The sequence below is a fragment of the Nocardiopsis sp. NRRL B-16309 genome (assembly GCF_001279585.1).
Lineage (GTDB): Bacteria > Actinomycetota > Actinomycetes > Streptosporangiales > Streptosporangiaceae > Nocardiopsis.
Genome location: NZ_LGEC01000070.1, coordinates 47,779 through 69,933, shown reverse-complemented (window position 1 = coordinate 69,933; position 22,155 = coordinate 47,779). Strand labels below are relative to the sequence as shown.

The 22,155-nt window shown below is 72.5% G+C and carries 23 protein-coding genes and 2 tRNA genes; 12 read left to right on the top strand and 13 right to left on the bottom strand.

Translation table 11 applies throughout. The annotated features are described in order from the left end of the window. Positions 1–11: 11 nt before the first annotated feature. From ADL05_RS13495 to ADL05_RS13470, 6 genes are all read right to left on the bottom strand, one after another. Positions 12–1,412, bottom strand: a complete 1,401-nt coding sequence (locus ADL05_RS13495) for an STM4012 family radical SAM protein (protein ID WP_053617288.1) — start codon at positions 1,410–1,412, stop codon at positions 12–14. Next, the gene (locus ADL05_RS13490; protein WP_082376370.1) at positions 1,409–2,236 is read right to left on the bottom strand and encodes an STM4013/SEN3800 family hydrolase; all 828 of its coding nucleotides are present in this window, start codon (positions 2,234–2,236) and stop codon (positions 1,409–1,411) included. Before ADL05_RS13490 ends, ADL05_RS13495 begins: the two co-directional genes overlap by 4 nt. A 47-nt stretch (positions 2,237–2,283) precedes the next feature. Next, positions 2,284–3,405, bottom strand: coding sequence for an STM4014 family protein (locus tag ADL05_RS13485; RefSeq protein WP_053617286.1), 1,122 nt, complete (start codon positions 3,403–3,405; stop codon positions 2,284–2,286). Further along, complete coding sequence (locus ADL05_RS13480) at positions 3,402–4,415, bottom strand: STM4015 family protein (protein WP_053617285.1); 1,014 nt, start codon at positions 4,413–4,415, stop codon at positions 3,402–3,404. Before ADL05_RS13480 ends, ADL05_RS13485 begins: the two co-directional genes overlap by 4 nt. A gap of 122 nt (positions 4,416–4,537) precedes the next feature. Beyond that, a complete protein-coding gene (locus tag ADL05_RS13475) occupies positions 4,538–4,894 on the bottom strand; it encodes a hypothetical protein (protein ID WP_053617284.1) in 357 nt (118 codons plus the stop codon). Positions 4,895–4,929: 35 nt separating this feature from the next. After that, positions 4,930–5,403, bottom strand: coding sequence for a MerR family transcriptional regulator (locus tag ADL05_RS13470; RefSeq protein WP_082376364.1), 474 nt, complete (start codon positions 5,401–5,403; stop codon positions 4,930–4,932). Positions 5,404–5,469: 66 nt separating this feature from the next. Between ADL05_RS13470 and ADL05_RS13465 the strand changes: the two genes are divergently transcribed. The 3 genes from ADL05_RS13465 (at position 5,470) to ADL05_RS13455 (ending at position 8,391) form a co-directional block, all read left to right on the top strand. After that, on the top strand, positions 5,470–6,060 hold the full coding sequence (locus ADL05_RS13465; protein ID WP_053617283.1) for a class I SAM-dependent methyltransferase: 591 nt from the start codon (positions 5,470–5,472) through the stop codon (positions 6,058–6,060). Positions 6,061–6,131: 71 nt separating this feature from the next. Then, positions 6,132–6,917 carry a bifunctional 2-polyprenyl-6-hydroxyphenol methylase/3-demethylubiquinol 3-O-methyltransferase UbiG gene (locus ADL05_RS13460; protein ID WP_053617282.1) on the top strand — a complete coding sequence of 262 codons (786 nt, stop codon included), beginning with the start codon at positions 6,132–6,134 and terminating at the stop codon, positions 6,915–6,917. Positions 6,918–7,152: 235 nt separating this feature from the next. Continuing rightward, positions 7,153–8,391: a phosphatidylserine/phosphatidylglycerophosphate/cardiolipin synthase family protein gene (locus ADL05_RS13455; RefSeq protein ID WP_053617307.1), complete on the top strand. Its 1,239-nt coding sequence runs from the start codon at positions 7,153–7,155 to the stop codon at positions 8,389–8,391. Between the two features lie 278 nt (positions 8,392–8,669). Here ADL05_RS13455 and ADL05_RS29695 read toward each other — a convergent pair whose 3' ends face one another. From ADL05_RS29695 to ADL05_RS13445, 3 genes are all read right to left on the bottom strand, one after another. Beyond that, a complete protein-coding gene (locus tag ADL05_RS29695; protein ID WP_082376362.1) occupies positions 8,670–8,882 on the bottom strand; it encodes a calcium-binding protein in 213 nt (70 codons plus the stop codon). A 125-nt stretch (positions 8,883–9,007) separates the two neighbouring features. Continuing rightward, a complete protein-coding gene (locus ADL05_RS13450) occupies positions 9,008–9,445 on the bottom strand; it encodes a hypothetical protein (RefSeq protein WP_156365836.1) in 438 nt (145 codons plus the stop codon). A 520-nt stretch (positions 9,446–9,965) separates the two neighbouring features. Further along, positions 9,966–10,038 (bottom strand) — tRNA-Arg (locus tag ADL05_RS13445). 416 nt (positions 10,039–10,454) lie between these two features. On the opposite strand from ADL05_RS13445, the gene ADL05_RS13440 reads away from it, so the two are divergent. After that, positions 10,455–11,570 carry a D-alanyl-D-alanine carboxypeptidase family protein gene (locus ADL05_RS13440; protein WP_053617280.1) on the top strand — a complete coding sequence of 372 codons (1,116 nt, stop codon included), beginning with the start codon at positions 10,455–10,457 and terminating at the stop codon, positions 11,568–11,570. 69 nt (positions 11,571–11,639) lie between these two features. Here ADL05_RS13440 and ADL05_RS13435 read toward each other — a convergent pair whose 3' ends face one another. The 4 genes from ADL05_RS13435 to ADL05_RS13420 form a co-directional block, all read right to left on the bottom strand. Next, a complete protein-coding gene (locus ADL05_RS13435; protein ID WP_053617279.1) occupies positions 11,640–12,044 on the bottom strand; it encodes an MscL family protein in 405 nt (134 codons plus the stop codon). A gap of 136 nt (positions 12,045–12,180) precedes the next feature. Beyond that, positions 12,181–12,828, bottom strand: a complete 648-nt coding sequence (locus tag ADL05_RS13430) for an SAF domain-containing protein (protein WP_053617278.1) — start codon at positions 12,826–12,828, stop codon at positions 12,181–12,183. Between the two features lie 200 nt (positions 12,829–13,028). Then, positions 13,029–13,415: an FmdB family zinc ribbon protein gene (locus tag ADL05_RS13425; protein ID WP_053617277.1), complete on the bottom strand. Its 387-nt coding sequence runs from the start codon at positions 13,413–13,415 to the stop codon at positions 13,029–13,031. A gap of 231 nt (positions 13,416–13,646) precedes the next feature. Beyond that, positions 13,647–14,288, bottom strand: a complete 642-nt coding sequence (locus ADL05_RS13420; protein WP_053617276.1) for a 5-formyltetrahydrofolate cyclo-ligase — start codon at positions 14,286–14,288, stop codon at positions 13,647–13,649. A gap of 159 nt (positions 14,289–14,447) precedes the next feature. Here ADL05_RS13420 and galU point away from each other — a divergent pair, with 159 nt between their 5' ends. The 8 genes from galU to ADL05_RS13380 all read left to right on the top strand — a co-directional run bounded on the left by galU (position 14,448) and on the right by ADL05_RS13380 (position 21,354). Beyond that, on the top strand, positions 14,448–15,389 hold the full coding sequence (galU, locus tag ADL05_RS13415; RefSeq protein ID WP_053617275.1) for a UTP--glucose-1-phosphate uridylyltransferase GalU: 942 nt from the start codon (positions 14,448–14,450) through the stop codon (positions 15,387–15,389). 125 nt (positions 15,390–15,514) lie between these two features. Beyond that, a complete protein-coding gene (glp, locus tag ADL05_RS13410; protein WP_053617274.1) occupies positions 15,515–16,747 on the top strand; it encodes a gephyrin-like molybdotransferase Glp in 1,233 nt (410 codons plus the stop codon). A gap of 325 nt (positions 16,748–17,072) precedes the next feature. Further along, complete coding sequence (gene moaC / locus ADL05_RS13405) at positions 17,073–17,582, top strand: cyclic pyranopterin monophosphate synthase MoaC (protein ID WP_053617273.1); 510 nt, start codon at positions 17,073–17,075, stop codon at positions 17,580–17,582. After that, the gene (locus ADL05_RS13400; RefSeq protein WP_231640735.1) at positions 17,575–18,108 is read left to right on the top strand and encodes a molybdenum cofactor biosynthesis protein B; all 534 of its coding nucleotides are present in this window, start codon (positions 17,575–17,577) and stop codon (positions 18,106–18,108) included. The genes moaC and ADL05_RS13400 overlap by 8 nt, the downstream gene beginning before the upstream one ends. A 237-nt stretch (positions 18,109–18,345) precedes the next feature. After that, a complete protein-coding gene (locus ADL05_RS13395; RefSeq protein ID WP_053617272.1) occupies positions 18,346–19,086 on the top strand; it encodes a GNAT family N-acetyltransferase in 741 nt (246 codons plus the stop codon). Between the two features lie 395 nt (positions 19,087–19,481). Further along, the gene (locus ADL05_RS13390) at positions 19,482–20,183 is read left to right on the top strand and encodes a hypothetical protein (protein WP_053617271.1); all 702 of its coding nucleotides are present in this window, start codon (positions 19,482–19,484) and stop codon (positions 20,181–20,183) included. Between the two features lie 145 nt (positions 20,184–20,328). Next, positions 20,329–20,402, top strand: a tRNA-Ala gene (locus tag ADL05_RS13385). Positions 20,403–20,742: 340 nt separating this feature from the next. Beyond that, a complete protein-coding gene (locus ADL05_RS13380) occupies positions 20,743–21,354 on the top strand; it encodes a TetR/AcrR family transcriptional regulator (protein ID WP_053617270.1) in 612 nt (203 codons plus the stop codon). Positions 21,355–22,155: the final 801 nt, after the last annotated feature.

Genomic DNA, 22,155 nt, shown 5'->3' with positions numbered 1-22,155 from the left:
CTCCACCGCGCTCACCGGGCCTCGTAGTCGGCCATGAGGGCGACCACGTCGGGGGAGAAGAACATGGGGCCGATCGCGTCGGAGTGCGCGATCCCCTCCTCGGTCAGCCGTACCCGCGCGGCCCCCTCCTCCCGCACCAGCCAGCCGCGTCCGGCCAGCGCGGCGAACTCGTCGGGGAAGTCGGACTCGGGTCGGGCGGCGAACCGTTCGGCGTAGGCGGCGGCGTCGAGCCCCTCCGTCCGCAGCAGCGACTGGAGCACGTGGCGGCGGCGCCGTTCGCCCCCGTCGAGGCGGAATCCCACCTCGGCGCGGGAGAGCCCGGCGCCGTCGCGGCTCACGAAGTCGGCGATGATCGACCGCACCTGGCCCACGCCCACGGCGTAGTCGAACGAGTAGTGCGTGGTCGAGGTGTAGGAGCGCGCCCCGCAGCCCAGGCCGACCATCCCGTCGGTCTGGCAGCAGTAGTCGGGGCCGACCGCCTCCGGAGCGTCGGCGCGGCGGAACATCCGCATGGACACCTGCTCGTAGCCGCGCTCGCGCAGGTGGTCGCGGCCCTGGCGGTACAGGCCCAGGCGGTGGTCGTCCCAGTCGCGGGCCCTGCGCCCCAGACCGGTGAGCGGGCGGACGTAGAGCGGGTACAGGTAGACCTCCTCCGGCTCCCACTCCAGCGCGGTGTCCAGCGAGTACGCCCAGGTGCGCGCGTCCTGCCGGTCGATGCCGTAGATGAGGTCGACGTTCAGGCCGGCCCGGGTGTGCTCGCGGATCGCGGCCAGCGCGCGGTCGACCTCGGCGCGTTTTTGCGGACGGCCCGCCGCGTGCGCCTCGGAGTCGAGGAAGCTCTGCACGCCGATGCTCAGCCGGGTGGCGCCGCGCTCGGCCAGGACCGCCAGCCGTTCGGGGGTGGCGGTGGCGGGCGAGGTCTCCACCGACACCGGGATGGCCGCCAGGTCCACGCCCAGGGCGCGTTCGGTGAGGTCGTAGACCCGCGTCAGCTCGTCGGCGGTGAGGTAGGTGGGCGTACCCCCGCCCAGAGCGGCACGGGCGAACGCCGCCCCCTCAGGCAGGGAGGCGGCCACCGTGTCGGCCTGCCGCTCCAGGGCGTCCAGGTAGGCGCTCACCTGCTCGGCCGGGGGCGTGGACCGGGTGAAGAGGTTGCAGAACCCGCAGCGCATCTCGCAGAAGGGGATGTGCGTGTACAGCGACAGCGCGCCCACGTCCTCGCCCCGCCACAGGTCGGACAGCAGCGGGCCGGAGCGGGGCACCGGAGCCGGAGGCTCTCCGTCGCGGGTGGTGGAGGGCGACGGGTGGGAGAAGGGCCGGTAGGCGCTCTTGTGCGGATACGCGTACACGTACGACCGGTAGGGCGAGTCGGGTCGTACCGGCTCCGGGCGCGGGGTGATCACGGCCGTCACGGGGTCTCCTTTCGGACGGTGTGGCCCTGGGGCAGCACCGTGTGGGTGTAGGGGACCGTCCAGACCGTCTCGTGGCCGATCCGGTGGCCGGTGTAGCCGTCCTCGCCGTAGGCGGTGCCGTGGTCCGAGCAGGCGATCACCAGGCACGGGCGGCGGGCGGCCATCGCCTCCAGCAGCGGTGGCAGGTTGCGGTCGACGTACTCCAGGGCGGCGGCGTGGGTGGCGGGGGTGTCGCCGTCCCCGGGGCGGGCCCCGGGCAGGTGGAACCAGTTGGGCTGGTGCAGGGCCGCCACGTTGAGCAGCAGGAACAGGGGCCGGTCCGCGGGTCGGCCGGTGGCGATCCGGACCGCGCGCTCCACCTGGTTCTCGAACGAGTGCGGGTCGGTGACGCCGAACGCCTCCTCCCAGTGGCTCTCCAGGAACAGGTCCGGCAGCACCGACCCCAGCGCCGACCGGCGGTTGAAGAAGCCCGTGCCCCCGACGCACGCCGTGTGGTATCCGGCCTCGGCCAGCCCGGTGGCGAGGTCCGGGGCGTCGAAGGTCCAGGTGGTCGGCGCCGTGGAGGCGCTGCCGGGGAAGTCGGCCGCGAACAGGCGCGGGCGCGGCCCCGGCGCCGCGGGCGTGGGCAGGAACCCGGCGAGCATCGCCAGGTGGGAGGCGTAGGTGAAGCTGGCCGGGGCGTGCCTGCGCTCCCACCGCCCGCCGGGCAGCAGCCCGGCCAGGTGCGGGGTGCGCCCGGCCGCGGCCAGCGCGTCGGCGGTGTCGAAGCGCAGGGTGTCCAGGGTGAGCAGCAGGATGTCGTGCGTGCCCACCACGGCGTTCATGTCGAGTTCGGCTGCGGTGGCGGTGTCCATCGGTTCTCTCGTCGGAATCAGGCGGGAAGGGCGGGGGAGGGAAGGGGGAAGCGGCCGTCGGCGAGGGCGCGCAGCTGTTCGGCGTAGGTGTCGCGCCCCTCGTGCAGCACGCGGGGGAGCAGGTCGCCGAAGGCGTTGACCTCGCACACGGTGAACGCGGACCAGCCGGGGGAGACGAGCAGGTCCACGCCCGCGTGCAGGGTCCGGGGGAAGCACGCCCCGGCGGCCTCGGCGACCGCCATCGCCGCGCTCCAGGCGTGCGGCCCCATGGCGTCGCGCAGGCCGTCCAGGTCACCGCGGGCGTTGCCCAGGTGCAGGTTGGTCAGCGGCGAGCGCGAGGACCGCACCACGGTGTGGGTGGCGCGGCCCGCGACCACCAGCACCCGCAGGTCCACCACCGCGCCGTCGAACCCGGCCTTGGGCACCCACCGCTCCACGTGCAGGCCGTCGGGGGCCAGCGCGTCCACGACCGCCGCCACGTCCTCCTCGTCGGTGTAGGTGCGCAGCCGCAGGTCGTTGTACAGCGCGACCGAGCCGTCGCCGGAGCGCACGAGGTCGGCCGGGGTGACCGCCCGGATCCGCCCGCCGGGCGCGGTCGCCAGGGCGATCACCCCGGAGGCGGACGAGCCGTGCGCGGGCTTGACGAAGACCCGGGGCCAGCCGTGCCCGGCCATAGCCGCGCGCAGCGACGCGTACCCGGTCACGGGTTCCCGCACGGCGGGGGCGACCGGGACCCCGGCCGCCGCCAGCCGCGCGTGGCAGCGGCGCTTGTCGCACATGTCGATCAGGTCCGCGGGCTCCTGGAGCAGGTGGGCGCCGGGGGTGGCGGCGACCGCGTCGGCCAGTCGCGCCAGGGCCGCCCGGAACCCCGCGTGCTGGGGCCCGCTGCCCTCCGCCCGGTAGAGGTCGGGTGCCCGCGGCAGGCCGCGGAGCAGCCGCGCGGTCTCGGCGTCCTCCCCCGGGGAGTCCACCCGGACCAGGGCGTTCTCCGGCAGGTCCACGGGCCCGGTCGCCAGGGCGCGCCAGGGGACGACGACCGGGTCGGGCAGCCCGGCTCCGCGGGCGGCGGCGGTGAACAGTTCCAGACGGCGGTGCCCGGGGATCCCCACGACGGCCAGCGGTCGTGTCGACGCGCTCACTCGCCGACCGCCGGGAAGCGGCTGACGACGACACCTCCCGACCCCTCGAACACGTGCGGCTCCCGTCGGTCGGAGACGTCGGTCTCCACCCCGGCCTTGGTGAACTCGGTGCGCAGGCGCTCGGCCGTCTCCTCCGACAGGTAGTGGTGGTGCAGGTCGAGCCGCTGGAGTCCGTGCAGGGCCGGGGCCGCGAGCAGGAGTTCGGCGCCCTCGTCGGTCAGGGAGCCCAGGGACAGGTCCAGGACGTCCAGGCGGAAGACCACCGGCGCCTCGGCCACGACCCGGGCCCAGTCGTCGGCGTTCTCGGCGTTGCGCAGCCCCAGGTGGCGCAGGCGGGGGAAGGCGTCGCCGGACAGGACGGCGGCCAGGTCCTCGGGCGTGGTGTCGTTGCCGTACTCCTCCTGGCCCAGCCACAGTTCCAGGCGCTCCAGGGCGGGCAGGTCGGCGGCGGCCACGTCGCGGGCGACCTGGCCGGGGAGCCCGCCGGTCTGGACGGTGAGGCGCCGCAGGTGCTCGTGGCGTCCGACGCCCAGGCCGAGGCCGTCGGTCCCGCGCACGGTGAAGCCGGTCAGCCGGGGGTACGCGGCGAGCAGGGGCGTCAGGTCGCCGTGTTCGATCCAGGAGATCTCGCTCTCCTCCGACACGACCTCGGCGAAGAAGAGCGAGCGCAGGTTCGTCAGCCGGGAGGCGAGTCCGGCCACCTGGTCGCGGGCCTCGTCGGACATGAACTGGTAGTCGTCGGGGACGTGGCCGACGATGAGCGCCCGCACCGTGTGGGGCGGCACCTCCCTGACGAACCGTTCAAGGTACGCGGGCAGGTCCTCCCGCGGTTCCTCGTCCGGCTCCTCCATGCGCAGCCGCCAGGCCACCGAACCGGGATCTTCGAGGGCGGCCGCCAGTACGGCGTGCGGCTGGACCGGGTTCGGCGGGGCGTGGTCCAGGGTGTCGAGACCGGGGAACTCCACGACGGGGAGTCCGGCGAACTCGGAGATGTGCTGGTGGTGGAGCATGCGGCTCTCCTGGCTTGGTGGGGAGGGTCGGGTGTGGGGGACGCGGGTGGGCGGGCGGTGGCCCAGGCGGGCCAGGGGTGTGTGCGGGTCGCGCGGATCTGGCGCGGGGCGGCGGGGGACGGTTACTCGTGGAAGGCGACGTAGGTGTGGCCCTCCTCGATCGCGACGTCGCTCGCGGAATCGGAGAGGTCGACCTCGGCTTCGGGGAAGGCGGCCCGGATCCGGGCGCGCATCCCGGGACTGACGAAGAGGTCGAAATGCTCCTCCCACGACTCACCCTCCTCCCTGTCCTCGCCGCGCTCGCACACGGCGTCCAGCTTCTGGGGGTGGGACAGGTCGATCCGCAGCCGCCAGGCGACCGAGGCGGGGTCGGCCAGCGCCTCGGGGGGTACGGGCGGGGGCCCGTCGGCCGTCCGCCGGGAGGGGAACTCGACGACGTGCAGGCCCGCGAACTCGGTCAGGTGGTCATGGGTCAGCACGCGGGCTCCTCGACAGGGGGCGGATGACCATTGTTCTACCGGTCGGGGGCGACAGGACCGCCGCCGACCGGCTCACGCACACAGACGTGGGCGTCCGCCGCGCCGTTCCCCGGTGTCGCGCACGCGTGCAGGATCTCCCGCATCCGGGAGCAGGCGAGGAAGTCCTCGTGTGGGCAGTCCACGGCGTGCGCCACGAGTTCACGGGCCGACCGCAGCCGTTCGATCCGCTCGTCCAGCTCCGTCAGGAAGGCCGTGAGCCGGTCGCGGCGGGCTGCGCCGTCGGGGGCCTCGACCACCTCGCGGATCTGGTCCAGGCTGAGCCCCGCCGCCTTGGCCTGCAGGATCAGGGCCACCCGGAAGCGGTGTCCGTCGTTGTACCGCCGCCGGTCGCCCACGCGCCGGGCCGGGTGGAGCAGCCCCGCCGACTCCCAGTGCCGCAGGACATGGGTGGCCAGACCGAAGATGCCCGCGAGTTCGCCGATCGTCAGTTCACCATCGTTTGACTTCATGTCGACATTAACTTCCAGACTGGTCGCGAGGTCAAGGAGACCGGCGGAACCACCACGGAGGCGGACATGGACGAACGGACCACGCGTGTGCGGAGCGACTGGGACCGGATGGCGGCCGGCTACGACCGGGGCGCAGGCCCCGACCGCTGGGTGCTGGGCCGCACCCGCGCGGTGCTGTGCGGCGGTGCGCGGGGCCGGGTCCTGGAGGTCGCGGTCGGCACCGGGCACGACCTGGCCTACTACCCGCCCGGCACCGACCTGACGGGTGTGGACCTGAGCCCGGGCATGCTCTCCCGCGCCCGTGCCCGGGCGGAGGCGGTCGGGATCGAGGCCGCGTTCGTGGAGGGGGACGCCCAGGACCTGCCCTTCGGCGACGGTGAGTTCGATTCGGTGGTGTGCGCGCTCGCCCTGTGCACCATCCCCGACCAGCGCGCGGCCGTCTCCGAGATGTGGCGGGTGCTCCGCCCCGGCGGACGGCTGGCGCTGGTCGACCACATCGAGTACACGCGTTGGCCGCTGCGCGGGCGCGAACGGCGCAAGGCGCGCCCCCGGCGCAGGCCGCTGGACATCGTGTCCGAGATCGGGTTCCAGATCGACCGTCACGACCGCCTGGCCCTGGGGTTCTTCGATCGGATCGTCGCCCGCCGGCCCGTCTGACCGGCGCGATGGTCGGCGAAACACCGAGCGGGTGACGGGATTCGCGGCCCCGGTGGTGTGAAAGTGGGCCCATGGCTACGCACAGTGAACTCCGCGACTTCTGGGAGCGCCGCCTCGAACGGGACTGGACCGAGAGCGGCGTCGGCTACCGGGCCCTGGGGCGCCCCTTCAACACGTGGATGTACCGGGTCCGGGAGGAGGTGTTCCTCCGCGAGGTCGGCCGTATGGGCGCGTCCGGATCCAGCGTCCTGGACGTGGGCAGCGGCACCGGTTTCTACGTGCGCCTGTGGGAGCGGCTCGGGGCCGCCGACATCACGGGCTGCGACATGACCGACGCCGCCGTCGCGCGGCTGCGCGAGCGCTACCCCGACCACCGGTTCGTCCGCCAGGACGCGGCCGACCTCGACGCCTTCGACGACGCCTCCTACGACGCCCTGTCCTGCATGGACATGCTCTTCCACATCACCGACGACGACCGCTACGCGAACGCGCTGCGCGAGTTCTCCCGGGTCCTGCGCCCCGGCGGGACGCTGGTCCTGTCCGAGAACTGCCTCCAGCGCCCGGAACAGCGCGGCGAGCACCAGGTGAACCGCACTCTGGAGTGGATCGCGGGCACCGCCAACAAGGCCGGGTTCGACCTGGTCCGCCGCGTCCCCATGCTCGTGCTGATGAACGCCCAGGTGGACGCCTCCCTCCCGTGGCGCAAGACCTGGGGCGGCGTGCTGCGGCTGGCCGCTTTGACCGGGGCCACCGGATGGCTGGCGGGCGCGGCCCTGTACCCGCTGGAGCGCCGGCTGGTGCGGACCCGCCGGGAGAGCCCCACCACGGAGCTCCTCGTGTGCCGGCGCCGCGACTAGTGGCGGAGATCCGGCCCGCTGGGCGCCGCCGTGGCGGCACGCTCGTCTCGTGCCGGCCAGTCGACGGCCACGTGTGTGTCGGCGCCGTGACCAGGGATGACACGGAACACGTCGCGGGTGTGCGGGAGGTCGAGGGGGCCGCCGGGATACGGTGGGAGTCCATCGTGTGCCGGTACGCGGCGGCCCTTCGGCGTCGGGTGTGCCCCGACTCTTCGGGCGCCCACCTCGGGAGGCCATCTTGCGACGTTCCACCCTCGTGTCAGCGATCAAATGGGCCATCGCGGGGTTGGCGGCCGGGCAGGTCGCGGTGGCCGCCGTCATCCTGGCGATCGGCCACTGGCGCAAGCGGGTGCGCCAGCACCGCGTGGACTTCCCGCGCACCCTGCCGGCCGAACTCCCGATCGGCGGCAGCACCGCCACCGTGTACACGTACGGCGAGGACGTGTACACCGACATGCTGGCGGCGATCAGGGGCGCGCGGCGCAGGGTCCTGTTCGAGTCCTTCATCGTCAAGGGCGACCGGGTGGGCCGCGAGTTCAAGCAGGCGCTCGTGGACGCCGCGGCGCGCGGTGTGGACGTCTACGTGGTCTACGACGGCTTCGCCAACCTGGTCGTGCCCCGCCGCTTCTTCGACTTCCCGCCGAGCGTGCACGTCCTGCGCTACCCGGCGTTCCGGCCCGGCGTGCTCCTGCTGAACGTCCGCAAGTCCGGCCGCGACCACCGCAAGATCCTGTGCGTGGACGGCGAGACCGGGTTCGTCGGCGGGTACAACGTGGGCTCGCTCTACGCCACGGAGTGGCGCGACACCCACCTGCGCGTCACCGGCCCGGCCGTGTGGGAGCTGGAGAACGCCTTCTCCGACTTCTGGAACATGCACCGCGCGCCCGGACAGCCCGAGCTGTCCGGATTCGGCCGCACCGAGTGGGACTCCCGCCTGCGCGTGCACCGCAACGTCCCCGAACAGCTCATCTACCCCATCCGGGCGATGTACCTGGAGGCGATCGACCGGGCCCGGGACCGGGTGCTGTTCACCATGGCCTACTTCATCCCCGACCGCGAACTGCTGCGCGCGCTCACCGACGCCGCCGCCCGGGGGGTGGACGTCAACGTCCTCGTTCCGGAGGAGTCCAACCACGTCATGGCCGACTGGATGGCGCGGGGACAGTACACCGCGCTGCTGCGGGGCGGTGTGCGGCTGTGGCTGTACGAGGACGCCATGGTCCACGCCAAGACCGCCACGGTGGACGGCCACTGGAGCACCATCGGCACGGCCAACGTGGACCGGCTGAGCCTGACCGGCAACTACGAGATCAACGTGGAGCTGTTCGACGAGGGCGTGGCCAAGCACCTGGAGGAGGTCTTCCGCAACGACCTCGGCAACGCGCGCGAGCTCACCCTGGAGGAGTGGGGCGCGCGCCCGTTCGCGGCCAAGTTCAGCGAGATCGTGCTGGCCCCGTGGCGCCCGTTCCTGTAACCGGCGGCCCGTGAGGCCTGTGCGGCACCCGCGCCGGGTGCCTCGCGTGCGTCCGGGAAGCGCCTGCGTGTCTTGTGAGAGGTCCGTGCCGGTTGTTTCGCGTGCATCCTGTGCGCCCTATGGGGCGTCCGCGCCGCGTGTGCCCCGGGGAGAGGTGTTCGGCGCGCTGGTGTCCCTCGTGGCCACGGGCGCGTCTCTGATGCCGCGTGAGCCGCGTGGAGGCCCGCCGACGCGCGAGGGGCGGCGGTGGGGTTCACCCACCGCCGCCCCCGGCGTGCTCAGCGGTCACGGCGCGGCGGGGACGGGGGCGGCACCGGTCCGGCGGTGAACAGCGGCTCCGGGGGTTTGCGCCGGGGACGCGGTCCGCCCCAGTGCTGTGGCCCGGGATGCGGCGTACGCCGCAGCGCCCCGGCGATGGCCGAGGTGGAGGCGCCGCGCTGGCGCGGCTGGTCGTGCGACTGACCGTCCCTGGGCTGGTCCGCGTGCGTCATGGATGGAAGGGCCCTCCGATGGTGTTCCGGCCGGTCCCCGGACCGGCGACGAGTCTCCCGGTCACCATGGTCGGGGTCCGGGGGCCGCGCTGTCATGACGACACGGCGGTCGGCACCCGCCGGTGTCACGGCGCGGTGTCGCGGACGAAGGTGAGGTCGAAGTCCTTGCGCCACGTGCGCCCCTGGTCGTCCGAGGCCTCCCATCGGCCCTTGATGGTGTCCTCCCCAACCTCGGAGAGGAAGCGCTGGTGGAAGTCGGGGTCCTCGCGGTTCATCGTCCAGCCCGCTTCGTCGAAGGTCATCGCGAAGCGCCGGGAGACGCCGCGCTCGTCGTGGTAGAGCGCCGTGTACTCCGCGCGGGCGTCGCTGTACCCGATCACGAGCTCGAACCCGGGCTGCCCGCCGAGCTCGCAGGCCATGACGACGAACGCGTCGGCGAGCCACTCGAAGGTCGCCCGGCCGGTCACCTCGGTGCCCGCCGGTTCGAGGAACCAGGCGTCCGACAGGGTGAGCTTCCAGTTACCGATGAGACCGTCCAGCCTGTCCAGGCTCGGGTTGCGCATGGTGACCTCCACAGTCGCGGTTGACTCGAAGTATGGACCGCCGAGCGCCGCGAAACCGATCGGCGCGGCGGCCGACACGGTCGGGTTCGTGCGGCCGCGCGGAGCCGTCGCCGCCGAGGACGGGTCGTCGCGCACCGCTGGTCCGCCGCCTTCGTCACGAACTGTCCGCTCTGTGCAGACGAAGCCCCGGTCCCCTTGCCGCCCGACGGCCTCCGCGCGTGTCGGTTCGCTCGGCAGGCTCGGTCACGGGCGTGTCGCGTCCTGGTCGTGTCGGGTCGAGAGCGCACGGCAGGCTCGGTCACGAGGGCCCCGGGCCGACGCCGCCACCGCCGGAACCCAGGGGCGGCCGGGGCCGTTCTGTCCGAGGGATGAACGGTCGCACGCGGCGCCATTGACCGGATGGGGCGCGCTCCCAGATGAGCAGTAGAGACGAGCAGAGCCCCGCAGACTGCAACCCGAATTGCAACCTACGGGGCTCACCCGCTGCTGACTCTGCGACGTATTCGGAGGTCAACCTATGCGGCCCCAGCAGGATTCGAACCTGCGACACCCGCTTTAGGAGAGCGGTGCTCTATCCCCTGAGCTATGGAGCCTCGTGGACGAGGGCCAGAGGTCGCCCATCGCCAGGCCAAGACTAACCCAGGATGCGGGTGGATGGGGAGCCGTTCCGTGTCCCCCGGGCGCTGCGCGGGGACGCTGGGGGCCGGGCGGAGTACGCTGGCCTACGATTGGTTGTCCTTGCGGCGGTGTGATGTTGTTCATAGTGTGTGTGGCTGTCAGGTCGCGCACGAATCAGGGGCACCCGTGGTGGGAGTCCGGGGATCGCAGTTGAGGCCGCTGTGACCTGGCCTGATATCAGGTGTCAGAGGGTGCGTCCGTCGAAGGGCGCGAAATTATACCGATCAGTGACCCTCTGGCGGTTCGGCTCCGTGTGACCGCATGTGGACATGTAGTACGTTGCGTTGCGGCCACGGTAGGTGTTCGAGGAAAAGCAGCCGGAGGATCATTCGTGCCGTTCACTTCTGATTCGGCGCGGCGGGGGTCCCGCGTACCGGGTACTAGCGGGGTGCCGACCACGTTCGCGGCGTTTTCCCACGGGCGGATGAGGGTCGCGCAGGCGCTGGCACTCGTCGTCGCCATTACCCTGCTCGTCGTCCCCCCGTTTCCGGGGGCGATGCCCTCGGCCTCGGCACAGGACCTGGAGGAGCTGCGCGAGCAGGCGGAAGCCGCCGCGGAGGAGCTGGAACAGGCGACCGAGGAGCAGGAAGAGCGCGCCGAGGCCCTGGAGAACGCTCAGGAGGAGCTGGTGGAGACCATCCACGAGCTCCAGCAGACCGAGGCCGAGCTCAGCGACATGCGCGAGCCGCTCGCCCGGCTGGCCAGCACGCTCTACCAGCAGCCCAGCGGCGGCGTCCTGGCGGTCCTTGCCTCCGGATCGCTCGACGAGGACCTGCAGACGCAGTCGTACGCGGCCAAGATCTCCGAGGACAACCAGGCCTTCATCCAGGACGCCACGGACCTGCGCGAGGAGCAGGTGGAGCTCGCCGGCGAAGCGCAGCGGCTGCAGACCGCCACGCAGCTGGAACAGGCCGAACTGGCCGCCGACGTGGCCGAGCTGCGGGAGGAGTCGGAGGCCCGTACCGAGGAGCTGGTCGGCGAACTCGACGCCCGCGGCCTGGACCTGGAGACCTACATGGCGGCCGGCAACTGCGACGCTGACGCCGCCTCCAACGCCAACGGCTACCCCAACGGCCTGCTGCCGCAGGACGCCCTCTGCGAGCTCTACGACGACAAGTTCCTGCGTGCCGACGCCGCGGTGGACTTCCTCATGCTCAACCAGAAGTACGTGGAGGAGTACGGCGAGAACATCTGCATCACCAGCGCCTACCGCGACCTGCCCAACCAGCAGCGGGTGTACGGCGAGGTCGCGCCCGGCTTCGCCGCCGTCCCCGGTACGAGCAACCACGGCCTCGGCCAGGCGATCGACCTCGGCTGCGGGATCCAGAACTTCCGGTCCGAGCGCTGGAACTGGATGGAGGCCAACGGCGGGGAGTACGGGTGGCACCACCCCGCCTGGGCCAAGTCCAGCCCGTTCGAGCCGTGGCACTGGGAGTACAGCGGCTGACGACCGTGACGAGCTGACGACGGTGACGATGCACGGGGGCGGTCCGTACGGGGCCGCCCCCGCCGTGTCTCAGACGGTCTCCGCCTGGACCTCACTCGTGCAGGAGGAGCACCTGGTGGCCTTCCTGTCGATGCCGGTGAGGCAGAACGGGCAGGACCGCGTACTGGCCTCCTCCGCCTTCTGGAACCTCTCCAGCAGCTTGCCGACCGGCATCACCACGAAGAAGTAGAGGATCGCGGCGGTGAGCAGGAACGAGATGAGCGCGTCGACGAACGCGCCGTACAGGAACCTGCTGCCGTTGATCTCGAAGTAGAGGTCGGTGAAGGTGGGGATGCCGCCGAAGATCCCGATGAGCGGGGTGATGAACCCTTCGGTGAACGCCGTGATGAGGTTGGCGAAGACCGCGCCGATGACGACAGCGACCGCCAGCTGCACCAGGTTGCCCTGGAGCAGGAACTTCTTGAAGCCTTCCATGGGAACTGTCCTACGTTCTCGTGTTGTGTGTGCGGGGTGCCCGGTCCCGCCGACTCGAACCCGGGGGGCCGGGGCGGACATGTCCGGAGTACTCGGGACAAGAGCCTGACCAGCTTTCACCACGATTCGTCGTCGGTCAACCGCGGATGGTGATGGACAGGCGGGAGAGGGCCGCGTGCCCCGCCAGCTCCCGGGCCTCCGCCGGGGTGGCGGCGATGAGGATGAGGGCGTCGCCCTCCCCGCCCTCCGCGGCCGCGGGCAGGGCCAGAACGGGCCGGTCGCGCACCACCTCCGCGGCCGGTCCGGCGCGGGCCGGCGGGAGGTCGCCGACTCCGGTCGCGGCGAGCACGTCCACCCGGCTGCCGGGCGCGAGCAGCGCCACCGCGCCGGGGTCGGCGACGCGTACCGGGACCGCGATCAGGTCCGGGCCGTGGGCCCGCGCGGGCGGGTTCGTCAGGCGTGCGTCGGTGATCACCTCGCCTCGGCGGACCGGGGCGTTGAGCGTACGCCCCTCGGTCTCCGTCGTGGGTCTCAGGGCGCCCTCGGGGACCGCGGCGGCGGGCAGGGCGCGGGCGGCGAGGTCACCGCGGGCCACGGGGGAGGAGGCGTCCAGGTCGCGGGCGGCGACGAGCACCTCGGCGGCAGGGGCGGAGAAGGGGCGAACGGCGAGCACGGCGCCGAGGAGCGCCGCGGCGGCCAGGAGGGTGGCGATGACGCGCCGGTGCCGGTCCACCAGGCGCGTCAGGGCGCCCCGGTGCCGGTAGGGAGGTGAGACGTCGGCCATACGCCAACGTTAGGCCGGGAATCGGCCTCCGGGCGGTTGTCCACAGGCGTGATCGTGTGGAGGGGCACCGAGGGCGCGCGGGGTGGAACGGCCGGGCTCCGGTGCGGGCGCGAGGGGCGGCGGAGAGGCCGGGAGCGGGGAACAGCAGTGCGCCGCCGTGGGCACGGCGGCGCGGTCACGCGGTCAACGGCCCCGGCGGCTCAGCTCGCCGCGGCGGCGCTGCTGGTGCTGCTACTGCTGCTTGTGGTGGTGCCGGAGGACGAGGCGCTCGACGAGGCGGCCGAGTCCGAGGAGGACGGCTTCGCGGAGTCCGTGGAGGCGCTCGCGGCGGCCGGGGCGTCGGTCTTGGTGCTGTCCGCGCCGCCGTCCTTGCCCTCACCGGAGCCGGTCACGACGGAGCTGTTGGAGGACTTGCCGCTGTCGGTGCGGTAGAAGCCCGAACCCTTGAACACGATGCCGACGGCGGAGTACACCTTGCGCAGGCGTCCCTCGCACTCGGGGCAGACGGTCAGGGACTCGTCGCTGAAGCTCTGCACGACCTCCATCTGGGCGCCGCACTCTGTGCACGCGTACTGATACGTAGGCACTGTTCGGGTCCTCCTATGCTGGCACTCTCGCCCGTTGACTGCTAAATAGTACGCGCTCGCCGACCGAGGCGGTGACAGCACCTCACCCGAAGGACGCACGTGGAGGCCGCGGTGCCGGGCCATCGGCGTCGTCGGGCGCGACCGTCAGCGTCAACGCGGGGCACGCGTCGCTTAATCCCCACCCGCGACCGTCGCGCCGAACGGCGGTCCGTTCCCGCGGGGACCCCGGTCTCAGTGGCCGGGTCGCCGGCCGCGGTCGGGCCACACCGGTGAGGCCGGATCGAACACGTGCAGGCCGCCGCCCGGGGTGAGCACCGCGTCCACGGGGCGGTCGTGCGGCTCCGCCGGGACCCGCTCCACCCACTCCTCGTCGTGCACGACCGCGATCGCCGGGGTGTGCGGCCCCTTGGCGGCCAGCGCGCGGTCGTAGCAGCCCGCGCCCCGGCCCAGCCGCATGCCGGACCGGTCCACCGCCAGGGCCGGGCACACGACCGCGTCCGCCCGGGCCAGGGCTCCGGGGCCGTACCGGGGTCCGGTCGGCTCCAGCAGGCCGTGCCCGGCCTCCGCGAGGCTCTCGGGGCCGTCGAAGGACGCCCAGTCCAGGTAGCCCCCCGGTAGGAAGACCGGCAGCAGCACGTACGTTCCGCGCTTCCACAGCGCGGTCACCAGTCCCCGCGTGTCCGGCTCGCCGCCGACGGAGTAGTAGCACGCCACCGTCCCCGCCATCGAGAGCCACGGCACGGCCATGAGCGCGTCCCGGACCGCCGCCCCGGCCCTCGCCCGCTCCGACGCGTCCCTGGCGCGCCGTTCGGACAGGACGCGGCGGCGCAGTTCCCGCTTGGCGGACCGGTCGCGGTCCCCTTGGTCACTCATGGGCTCAGTGTGTCATCCGCGCCTCACGACGCGTTCGTTCGCTCCTGGTGAACATTCGGTAGCGGAATCCGGTCCTTCGCCCGAAACCGCCGGGACTTCTTGTCATCACCGCCGGTGTGGAGGCCACGACGCGATGACCGACTGTCCTAAAGTGCCGACATGAGTGCCGACACCGAGCAGACACGACCCCGTTCCTCGTCCCTTCCCGTCACCAAGGCGGTCGTGCCCGCGGCCGGGCTGGGCACGCGATTCCTCCCCGCGACCAAGGCCACTCCCAAGGAGATGCTGCCCATCGTGGACAAGCCCGCGATCCAGTACGTCGTGGAGGAGGCCGTCGCGGCCACCCTCCGCGACGTCCTGATGATCACGGGCCGCAACAAGCGTTCCATCGAGGACCACTTCGACCGCGCCTACGAGCTGGAGGAGGCGCTGGCGATCAAGGGCGACGATGAGCGCCTGCGCTCCGTACGCGAGTCCGACGGCCTCGCCCAGATGCACTACGTCCGCCAGGGGGACCCGCGCGGCCTGGGGCACGCCGTGCTGTGCGCCGCGGCGCACGTCGGCGACAACCCCTTCGCGGTCCTGCTCGGTGACGACCTCATCGAGTCCGCCGACCTGCTGCGCCGCATGATCGAGGTGCGCGAGGAGTACGGCGGCAGCGTGGTCGCCCTCATGGAGGTCGAACCGGAGCAGGTCTCCCTGTACGGCTGCGCCGGGATCGAGCCCACCGACGAGCCCGACGTCGTCACCGTCACCGACCTCGTGGAGAAGCCCGCCCCCGAGCAGGCGCCGAGCCGGTGGGCGATCATCGGCCGCTACGTGTGCGACCCGGCCGTCTTCCCCGTGCTCCAAGAGACCCCGCCCGGCCGGGGCGGCGAGATCCAGCTCACCGACGCCCTGCGCGAGCTGGCCCGCCGCAAGCCCGAGGACGGCGGGACGGTGCGCGGCGTGCTCTTCCGCGGCCGCCGCTACGACACCGGCAACAAGGCCGACTACATCCGGACCGTCGTGGACTTCGCGTGCCGCCGGCCGGACCTCGCCGCCGAACTGCTGCCGTGGCTGCGGGAGTTCGTCGACCGGCAGGGGGCCCAGCAGGGCTGAACCACCGCGGGCCCGCCTCGACCGGCCGGGCCCGCGTGTCCCGGATACGGGGACAATGGGACGCCGGTCACCTCCAGAGGGCGGGGAGGCGGCCCCACGGATCCACGACCCGGGAGGACCATCCAGTGAAGACCGTCGAACAGCACATCACGGACATCCTGGCGCTGATCGCGGCACCCGAACCCACCGAACTCGACCTGCTGCGGGCGCACGGCACCGTGCTCGCCGCCGACGTCGTGTCCCCCGTGGACCTGCCGGGCTTCGACAACTCCTCCATGGACGGCTACGCGGTGTGCGCCGCCGACCTGGACCAGGCCGCCCCTGACGCCCCCGTCCGGCTGCCCGTGGTCGCCGACATCCCCGCCGGGGACGCCACGCCCACGGCGGTGCGGCCGGGGCTGTGCGCCCGCATCATGACCGGCGCGCCCCTGCCCGAGGGCGCCGACGCCGTCGTCCCCGTCGAGTGGACCGACGGCGGCACCGCGACCGTCGCCGTGGACCGCCCCGTACGCGTCGGCAACGCCATCCGGCGCGCGGGGGACGACGTCCGCGAGGGCACCACCGTGCTGCGTTCCGGCGTGCGCCTGGGACCGGGGGAGATGGGCGTCCTGGCGGCGGTCGGCCGCAGGACCGTGCCGGTCTACCCCCGCCCCCGTGTCGTGGTGCTCTCCACCGGGGAGGAGCTCGTCGAACCCGGGCGCCCCCTCGGGCACGGCCAGATCTGGGAGTCCAACAGCTTCATGATCGCGGCGGCCGCCCGGGAGGCCGGGTGCGACGTCCACCGGCACGGCTTCGTCGGCGACGACCCGGCCACCGTGATGGAGACCCTGGAGGGCCTGCTGGGCCGGGCCGACGTCGTCGTCACCACCGGGGGCGTGAGCATGGGCGCCTACGACGTCGTCAAGGAGGTCCTGGGCCGACTGGGCACCGTCGAGTTCACGCAGGTGGCCGTGCAGCCCGGCAAGCCGCAGGGATTCGGCACCGTGGGGCCGGAGGGGACGCCGATCATCACCCTGCCCGGCAACCCCGTCAGCGCCTACGTGTCCTTCCAGGTGTTCGTGCTGCCCGCGCTGCGCAGGCTGCGGGGCCTGGCGCCCCGGTCGCTGCCCACGACGCGCGCGGTCCTGACCGCACCGGTGGCCTCGCCGCCCGGCCGCCGCTCCTACCTGCGCGCCGTCCTGTCCGAGGACACCGACGGGGCGACCGCGGGCCGCACCGTCGCCCCGGCCTCGCGCCAGGGCTCCCACCAGCTCTCCGCCCTGGCGGGTGCCAACGCCCTGGTCGTGGTGCCCGAGGACACCACCGAACTGCCCGAGGGCGCGGTCGTCGAGGTCGTCCGGCTGCCCGAACTCCCCTGAACGGGGTTCCCCGGAGCGGGTTCCCAGGCGAGGTCGTGCGACTGCCCGGTCTTCCCTGAGCGGCGTTCTTCGGATCGGGGCCGTGCGACCGTCCGAACTCCCCTGAGCGGGGCTCTTCGGAGCCGGTCCCCCTCCAACCGCCCCGCGGCTCCCGTCGCCGCGCCCGCCTCGCGGACTTTCGGCGGCCCTCGAACCCCGTTCCCGGTTCGCCCAGGCCGACACGCGGGCGCCCGGTGCCGTACCTTCGTGGTGGGCGCGGCACGGCGCCCACGCGGCCGACCCCACCGGTGGGCCGTGTTCGGCGTTCGAGCGGAAACTGGCCACGATGAGCGACACCCCACGGCCGGAGGGGGCCGACCACCCCTCCGGATTCACCCACCTGAACGAGTCCGGCGCGGCACGCATGGTCGACGTCTCGGCCAAGACGGTCAGCGCGCGGACCGCGACGGCCACCGGCCGGGTCCTGCTCACCCCCGAGACCGTCGCCGCGCTGCGGGGCGGCGAGGTGCCCAAGGGCGACGCCCTGGCGGTCGCCCGGATCGCCGGGATCCAGGGCGCCAAGCGCACACCCGACCTCGTGCCCCTGTGCCACCCCATCGCGGTGCACGGCGTGGACGTCGAGCTCACCGTGGCGGACGACGGCGTGGACATCAGCGCCACGGTGCGCACGGCCGACCGGACCGGCGTGGAGATGGAGGCCCTGACCTGTGTCATGACCGCGGCCCTGGGCCTGGTGGACATGGTCAAGGCGCTCGACCCCGAGGCCGAGGTCACCCGCGTCCGGGTCGAGGAGAAGACGGGCGGCAAGAAGGGCCACTGGAGGCGCGGTGAGTGAGCGCGAGGAGTCCGACGCGCCGCGTGTCGCCGTGGTCACGGCCTCCAACCGGGCGGCCGCGGGCGTCTACCCCGACCGGTCCGGCCCGGTCCTCGTCGAGCGGCTGCGGGCGCTCGGCTGCTCGGTCCTGGGCCCCTGGGTGGTGCCCGACGGCGCCCCCGTGGCCGAGGCGATCGGCCGGGCCCTGGACACGCGCGCGGACGCCGTGATCACGAGCGGGGGGACCGGCCTGACGCCGCAGGACCACACGCCCGAGGCGACCAGGCCGCTGCTGGCCTACGAGATCCCCGGGATCGCCGAGGCGCTGCGCTCTGCCGGACGGGACAAGGGCGTCCCCACCGCGATCCTGTCGCGGGGCCTGGCCGGTGTGGCCGAGCGCGACGGGCACCGCATGCTGGTGGTCAACCTGCCCGGCTCCACCGGAGGCGTGAAGGACGGCATGACCGTGCTGGAGCCGGTTCTGCTGCACGCCCTCGACCAGATCCGAGGCGGCGACCACGCGCCCGCTAATGACGCCGGACAATGACCGGAATCACACCTCGGGCATTCCGTACGCGGGCAATTCCTTGACCAAGGCTTCAGTTTTGGTGGGCGACTAGTCGAGTTTTGAATCGACCGATTCGCAGTCGGCGGGGGTGACGCGCGCCACGTCACACCCATGGAGTGGAATACTGGAAGGCGTCACCGTCAGCAGAGGTCCCGGGGCGCCGGGGCCGGTGTCGAACCCCGGGACGGCGGCGCCGGAGGCATCGGAGGGACGGTCGTGAATCGCAGGCAAGGGTGGCCCGTCACCCTGAGGGAAGGGCCGGTCGTGCTGCGTCCGCTGCGGCTCCGCGACGCCGTCGCACTGCGCGACACCCGCGCCCGCAACGAGGAATGGCTGCGGCCCTGGGAGCCGACCTATCCCGAGATGCCGCTCCGCACCACCGGCCTGTCCCCCTACATCGGCATGCTGCAGGCGATCCGCCGGGAGGCGCGCCACGGGCTGTCCATGCCCTGGGCCATCACCTACGACGGCCGGTTCGTCGGCCAGCTGACCGTGGGCGCCATCGTGTGGGGGTCGGCCAGGTCGGCTCAGGTCGGCTACTGGGTGGACAGCGGCCACGCGGGCCGCGGGATCACGCCGACGGCGGTCGCGCTCGCCGTCGACCACGCGTTCTTCCACGTCGGACTGCACCGGATCGAGGCCAACATCCGCCCGGAGAACCGGGCGAGCCGGCGTGTGGTGGCCAAACTGGGCTTTCGGGACGAGGGGGTGCGAAGGCGCCAGTTGCACATCGACGGCGCCTGGCGCGACCACATCTGCTACGCCGTCACCGCGGAGGAGGTGCCCCACGGACTGCTGCGCAGATGGCGCGACGGGACTCCCTCCGGTCCGGGCGGCACGCAGGGGGAGCCTCCGGGCACGCCCGGTTCCGACCCTGGTTCCGCTTTGGGGTCCGAGGGCCCGAACGGTGGCGGTGATCCGCGTGATCCGGCGCGTCCACGGCCGGGGTCGAACTGAACATGGCCCGTTCTCCGGTGCATCCGGATCCTAAACCTCTCTTTAGTCACATTGACTCATTACTTTGCGTTGAATTGGTGTCGCGCTCCGAAGTCACAGTCTGACCTGGGTTTTCCCGATCCCAGGACGACCGACCGAAACTAAGGGTCCACAATCTTGCGACACTCCGGTCAGAATGTGGCGCATTTATGGACACGGGGTCGTACCGTGCGGAACATAGACGCATTGACGATGCGGCCAACGCGTGGATATGGCTCACGGGATTCGGGTCCGATCCGAGGGGGATCGGGAACGAAGTCCGGTCGGGGGGCATCCAACCCCGAAGGCGTTCCACGCGACGCGGTGTCGGCGAGGCGTCGACCAATGTTCAGTGGCCGTCATCGTGAGGAGGGGTGATGAGCAGCTCCCCTCTGTACCTCGCCATCGTGGTGGTGTGGCTCATCGTGCTCGTGCCGATGCTCCTGCGCAAGGACTCGGCGGACGCCTATGAGCACCGCCGGGAGGACGAGGACACCGAGGACGCCGGGGCCCGGGCCGACGACGTCGACCGCGAGGCCGCCGACGCCACGGACGGGTCCGACGACCTCGACCGGGACGACGGCGTCCGCGACACCGAGCCGTACGGCGCGCGCGCGGAGGACATGCGGGACGGAGCGGACGAGGGAGTCGAAGGGTCCGTGCCCGACCGGCCGGTCCGGACGGCGGACCCGCGCCGGGGCCGCCACCGTGTGGGACGCGAGTCGCGGGGCCGGGTCATCGCCCGGCGGCGCCGACGCACCAGCGGCCTGCTCCTGGTGAGCCTCGCCACGGTCGTCGCGGTCGCGTTCGGGCTCGGGCCGTGGTGGGTCATCGCTCCGCCGGTGCTCCTGCTCGCGGGTCACCTGGCGCTCCTGCGCGAGGCGGCCAAGGCCGACGCCGAACGCCGCGAGGCGCTCCTTCGGGCTCGCCGCCGTGCGGCCGTCATGGCCCGCCGGGCGGAGGAGGAAGAGGAGCGCCGCGACGCCGAGCGCCTGGCCCAGGTCATCGCGCTCCAGGAACGGCGCAGCCAGGTGTACGACCAGTACGCGGACGCCCGCCTCCGCGCCGCCGGCGACTGACCGGCACGGGGCCGCGGCCGGGGGCCGTCCGCCAAGGGTGGTGGACCGTCCCTCGCCGGGCGCGCTCGGGCGGTGGCGGGCGACGGCTGGTCGGAGCGCGTTCGGACCATCCGAGAATTCCTGCTAGGCTGTGTCTCGTCTTCAAGGGGCTATGGCGCAGTCCGGTAGCGCACCTCGTTCGCATCGAGGGGGTCTGGGGTTCAAATCCCCATAGCTCCACCGCAGACAGTGAGGCCCTGTTCCCTTCGGGGGGCAGGGCCTCACGCGTGCCGTACTCCGGCAGAGTACGGCAACGCCGCACATGGGCGAGGGCCCGTCCCTGCTGGGGCGGGCCCTCGCGCGGTTCCGGTCCGGTGCGTAGTCGCTGTTCCCTGGGCGGGCGGTCTCCGGACCGGAGCCTCGAGTGTCACCGGCGAAGCTGCTATCCCCTGTGGCGGGGCGGCCGGACACGCCTCCCATCCTACATCCCCCGCGCCCGCGTGCCCCAGGGCCGCATCCCCGGGAGGGCAGGGCTCGCCGGGATCTTCGCGGTGGCAACTTTCCGGCGTAGAGTCCACCCATGGCAGCAGACGCGTACCACCACGGAAACCTGCGGGCCGCCGTCCTGGAGAGGGCGGCCGAGGTCATCGAGAGCGAAGGCCCCTACGCGTTCAGCCTGCGTTCCCTCGCCGCCGATCTCGGCGTCAGCCACACGGCCCCCCGGCACCACTTCGGCGGCCGTGAGGGCGTCCTCAACGCCCTGGCGGTCGAGGGCTTCCGGTGCCTGGCCGAGCGCCTGCGCCACGCGCGAGCGGAGGGCGGCGGCCTGCTGGACGCCGGTGTGGCCTACGTGCGCTTCGCCGTGGACCGCCCCGGGCACTTCCAGGTGATGTTCGCGCCCCGGCTGCTGGACGAGGGCGACGCCGAACTCGCCGCGGCCCGCGGCGCGGCCTTCGCCGAGCTCACCGGCGGGGTCGACACCCTCGGGGACCGGGGTGTCGCCGTCGAGGACTCCGCCGCGGCCGTGGTGGCCGGATGGGCGATCGTGCACGGCATCGCCACGCTGGCCCTCAACGGGAACCTCGACACCTCCGGGGTCAGGGCCCTGTTCGCCGACACCGACCTGCTCACCATCACCAGGCGCAGTGCCGGACTGCTCTTCGACGCGTCCGCCGACCGGGAGCCGTCCTGATTCCGCGCGCCGCATCGCCTCCGGCGTGATCCTCTCCGCCGTCGACTCGGCCGGGGTTCCAGGCGCACCTCTGGCTTGGTCATGCGCTAAATGCCTTTACCGCAAGACCGAAACCAGGGGCCGAGGCGCGCACGCCCGCGCCCGCAAGGCTTCGGGGCCCGGATTCCTGTGACAGACGGTGCAGGCCTGGTGAACGCGGTGCGTATGTGAGCATAGTCCGGGAGGTCTGTTTTATCCGCGAGTGTCCGGGTACTCCTGCCTGCCGTGACCCCGTTCGTCCTTTCGATGCGCGCGGGCCGATGCGGGCCGGCATTAGGGGAACTCGGCCGATGTCGCATTGGCGGAACGTTGCTGTGCGTAATCAAAGAATGAATGTTTTTGCCGAACTCAGGAGTTGTCTTTGCAGGTCAGCGGGGAGGACACTTCTCGCGTTCTCGAATCCGAACCCGCCTGAGCTGCACAAATGCCTGTCCGGGCCGTGAATTCGGCCCTCGGATCCTGCCTTTGGTCGTCACTCGGCCATGGTGGGATGAATGTTCGGCCTCGGGTCTTGTGGAACACACGCCCATGGTCCATCTTGGTTCCGGGATGGGCTGGGAGCCACGAGAAAGGTAGATGCCATGACTACGCATGCACCGAACGCCAGAATCGGCGCTGGTTGGAGTTGGCAGTAACCAGTCCACGCGGGTCCGGGCGGATCCGTGCGCTGTGGGCCCGGCCGATCCGCCGATCGGCCGGGCTTCTTCCGCGGCGGCGGCCCTCCGGCGGCCCGGGGAAAGAGCCGGATTTGGGCCGTGAGCG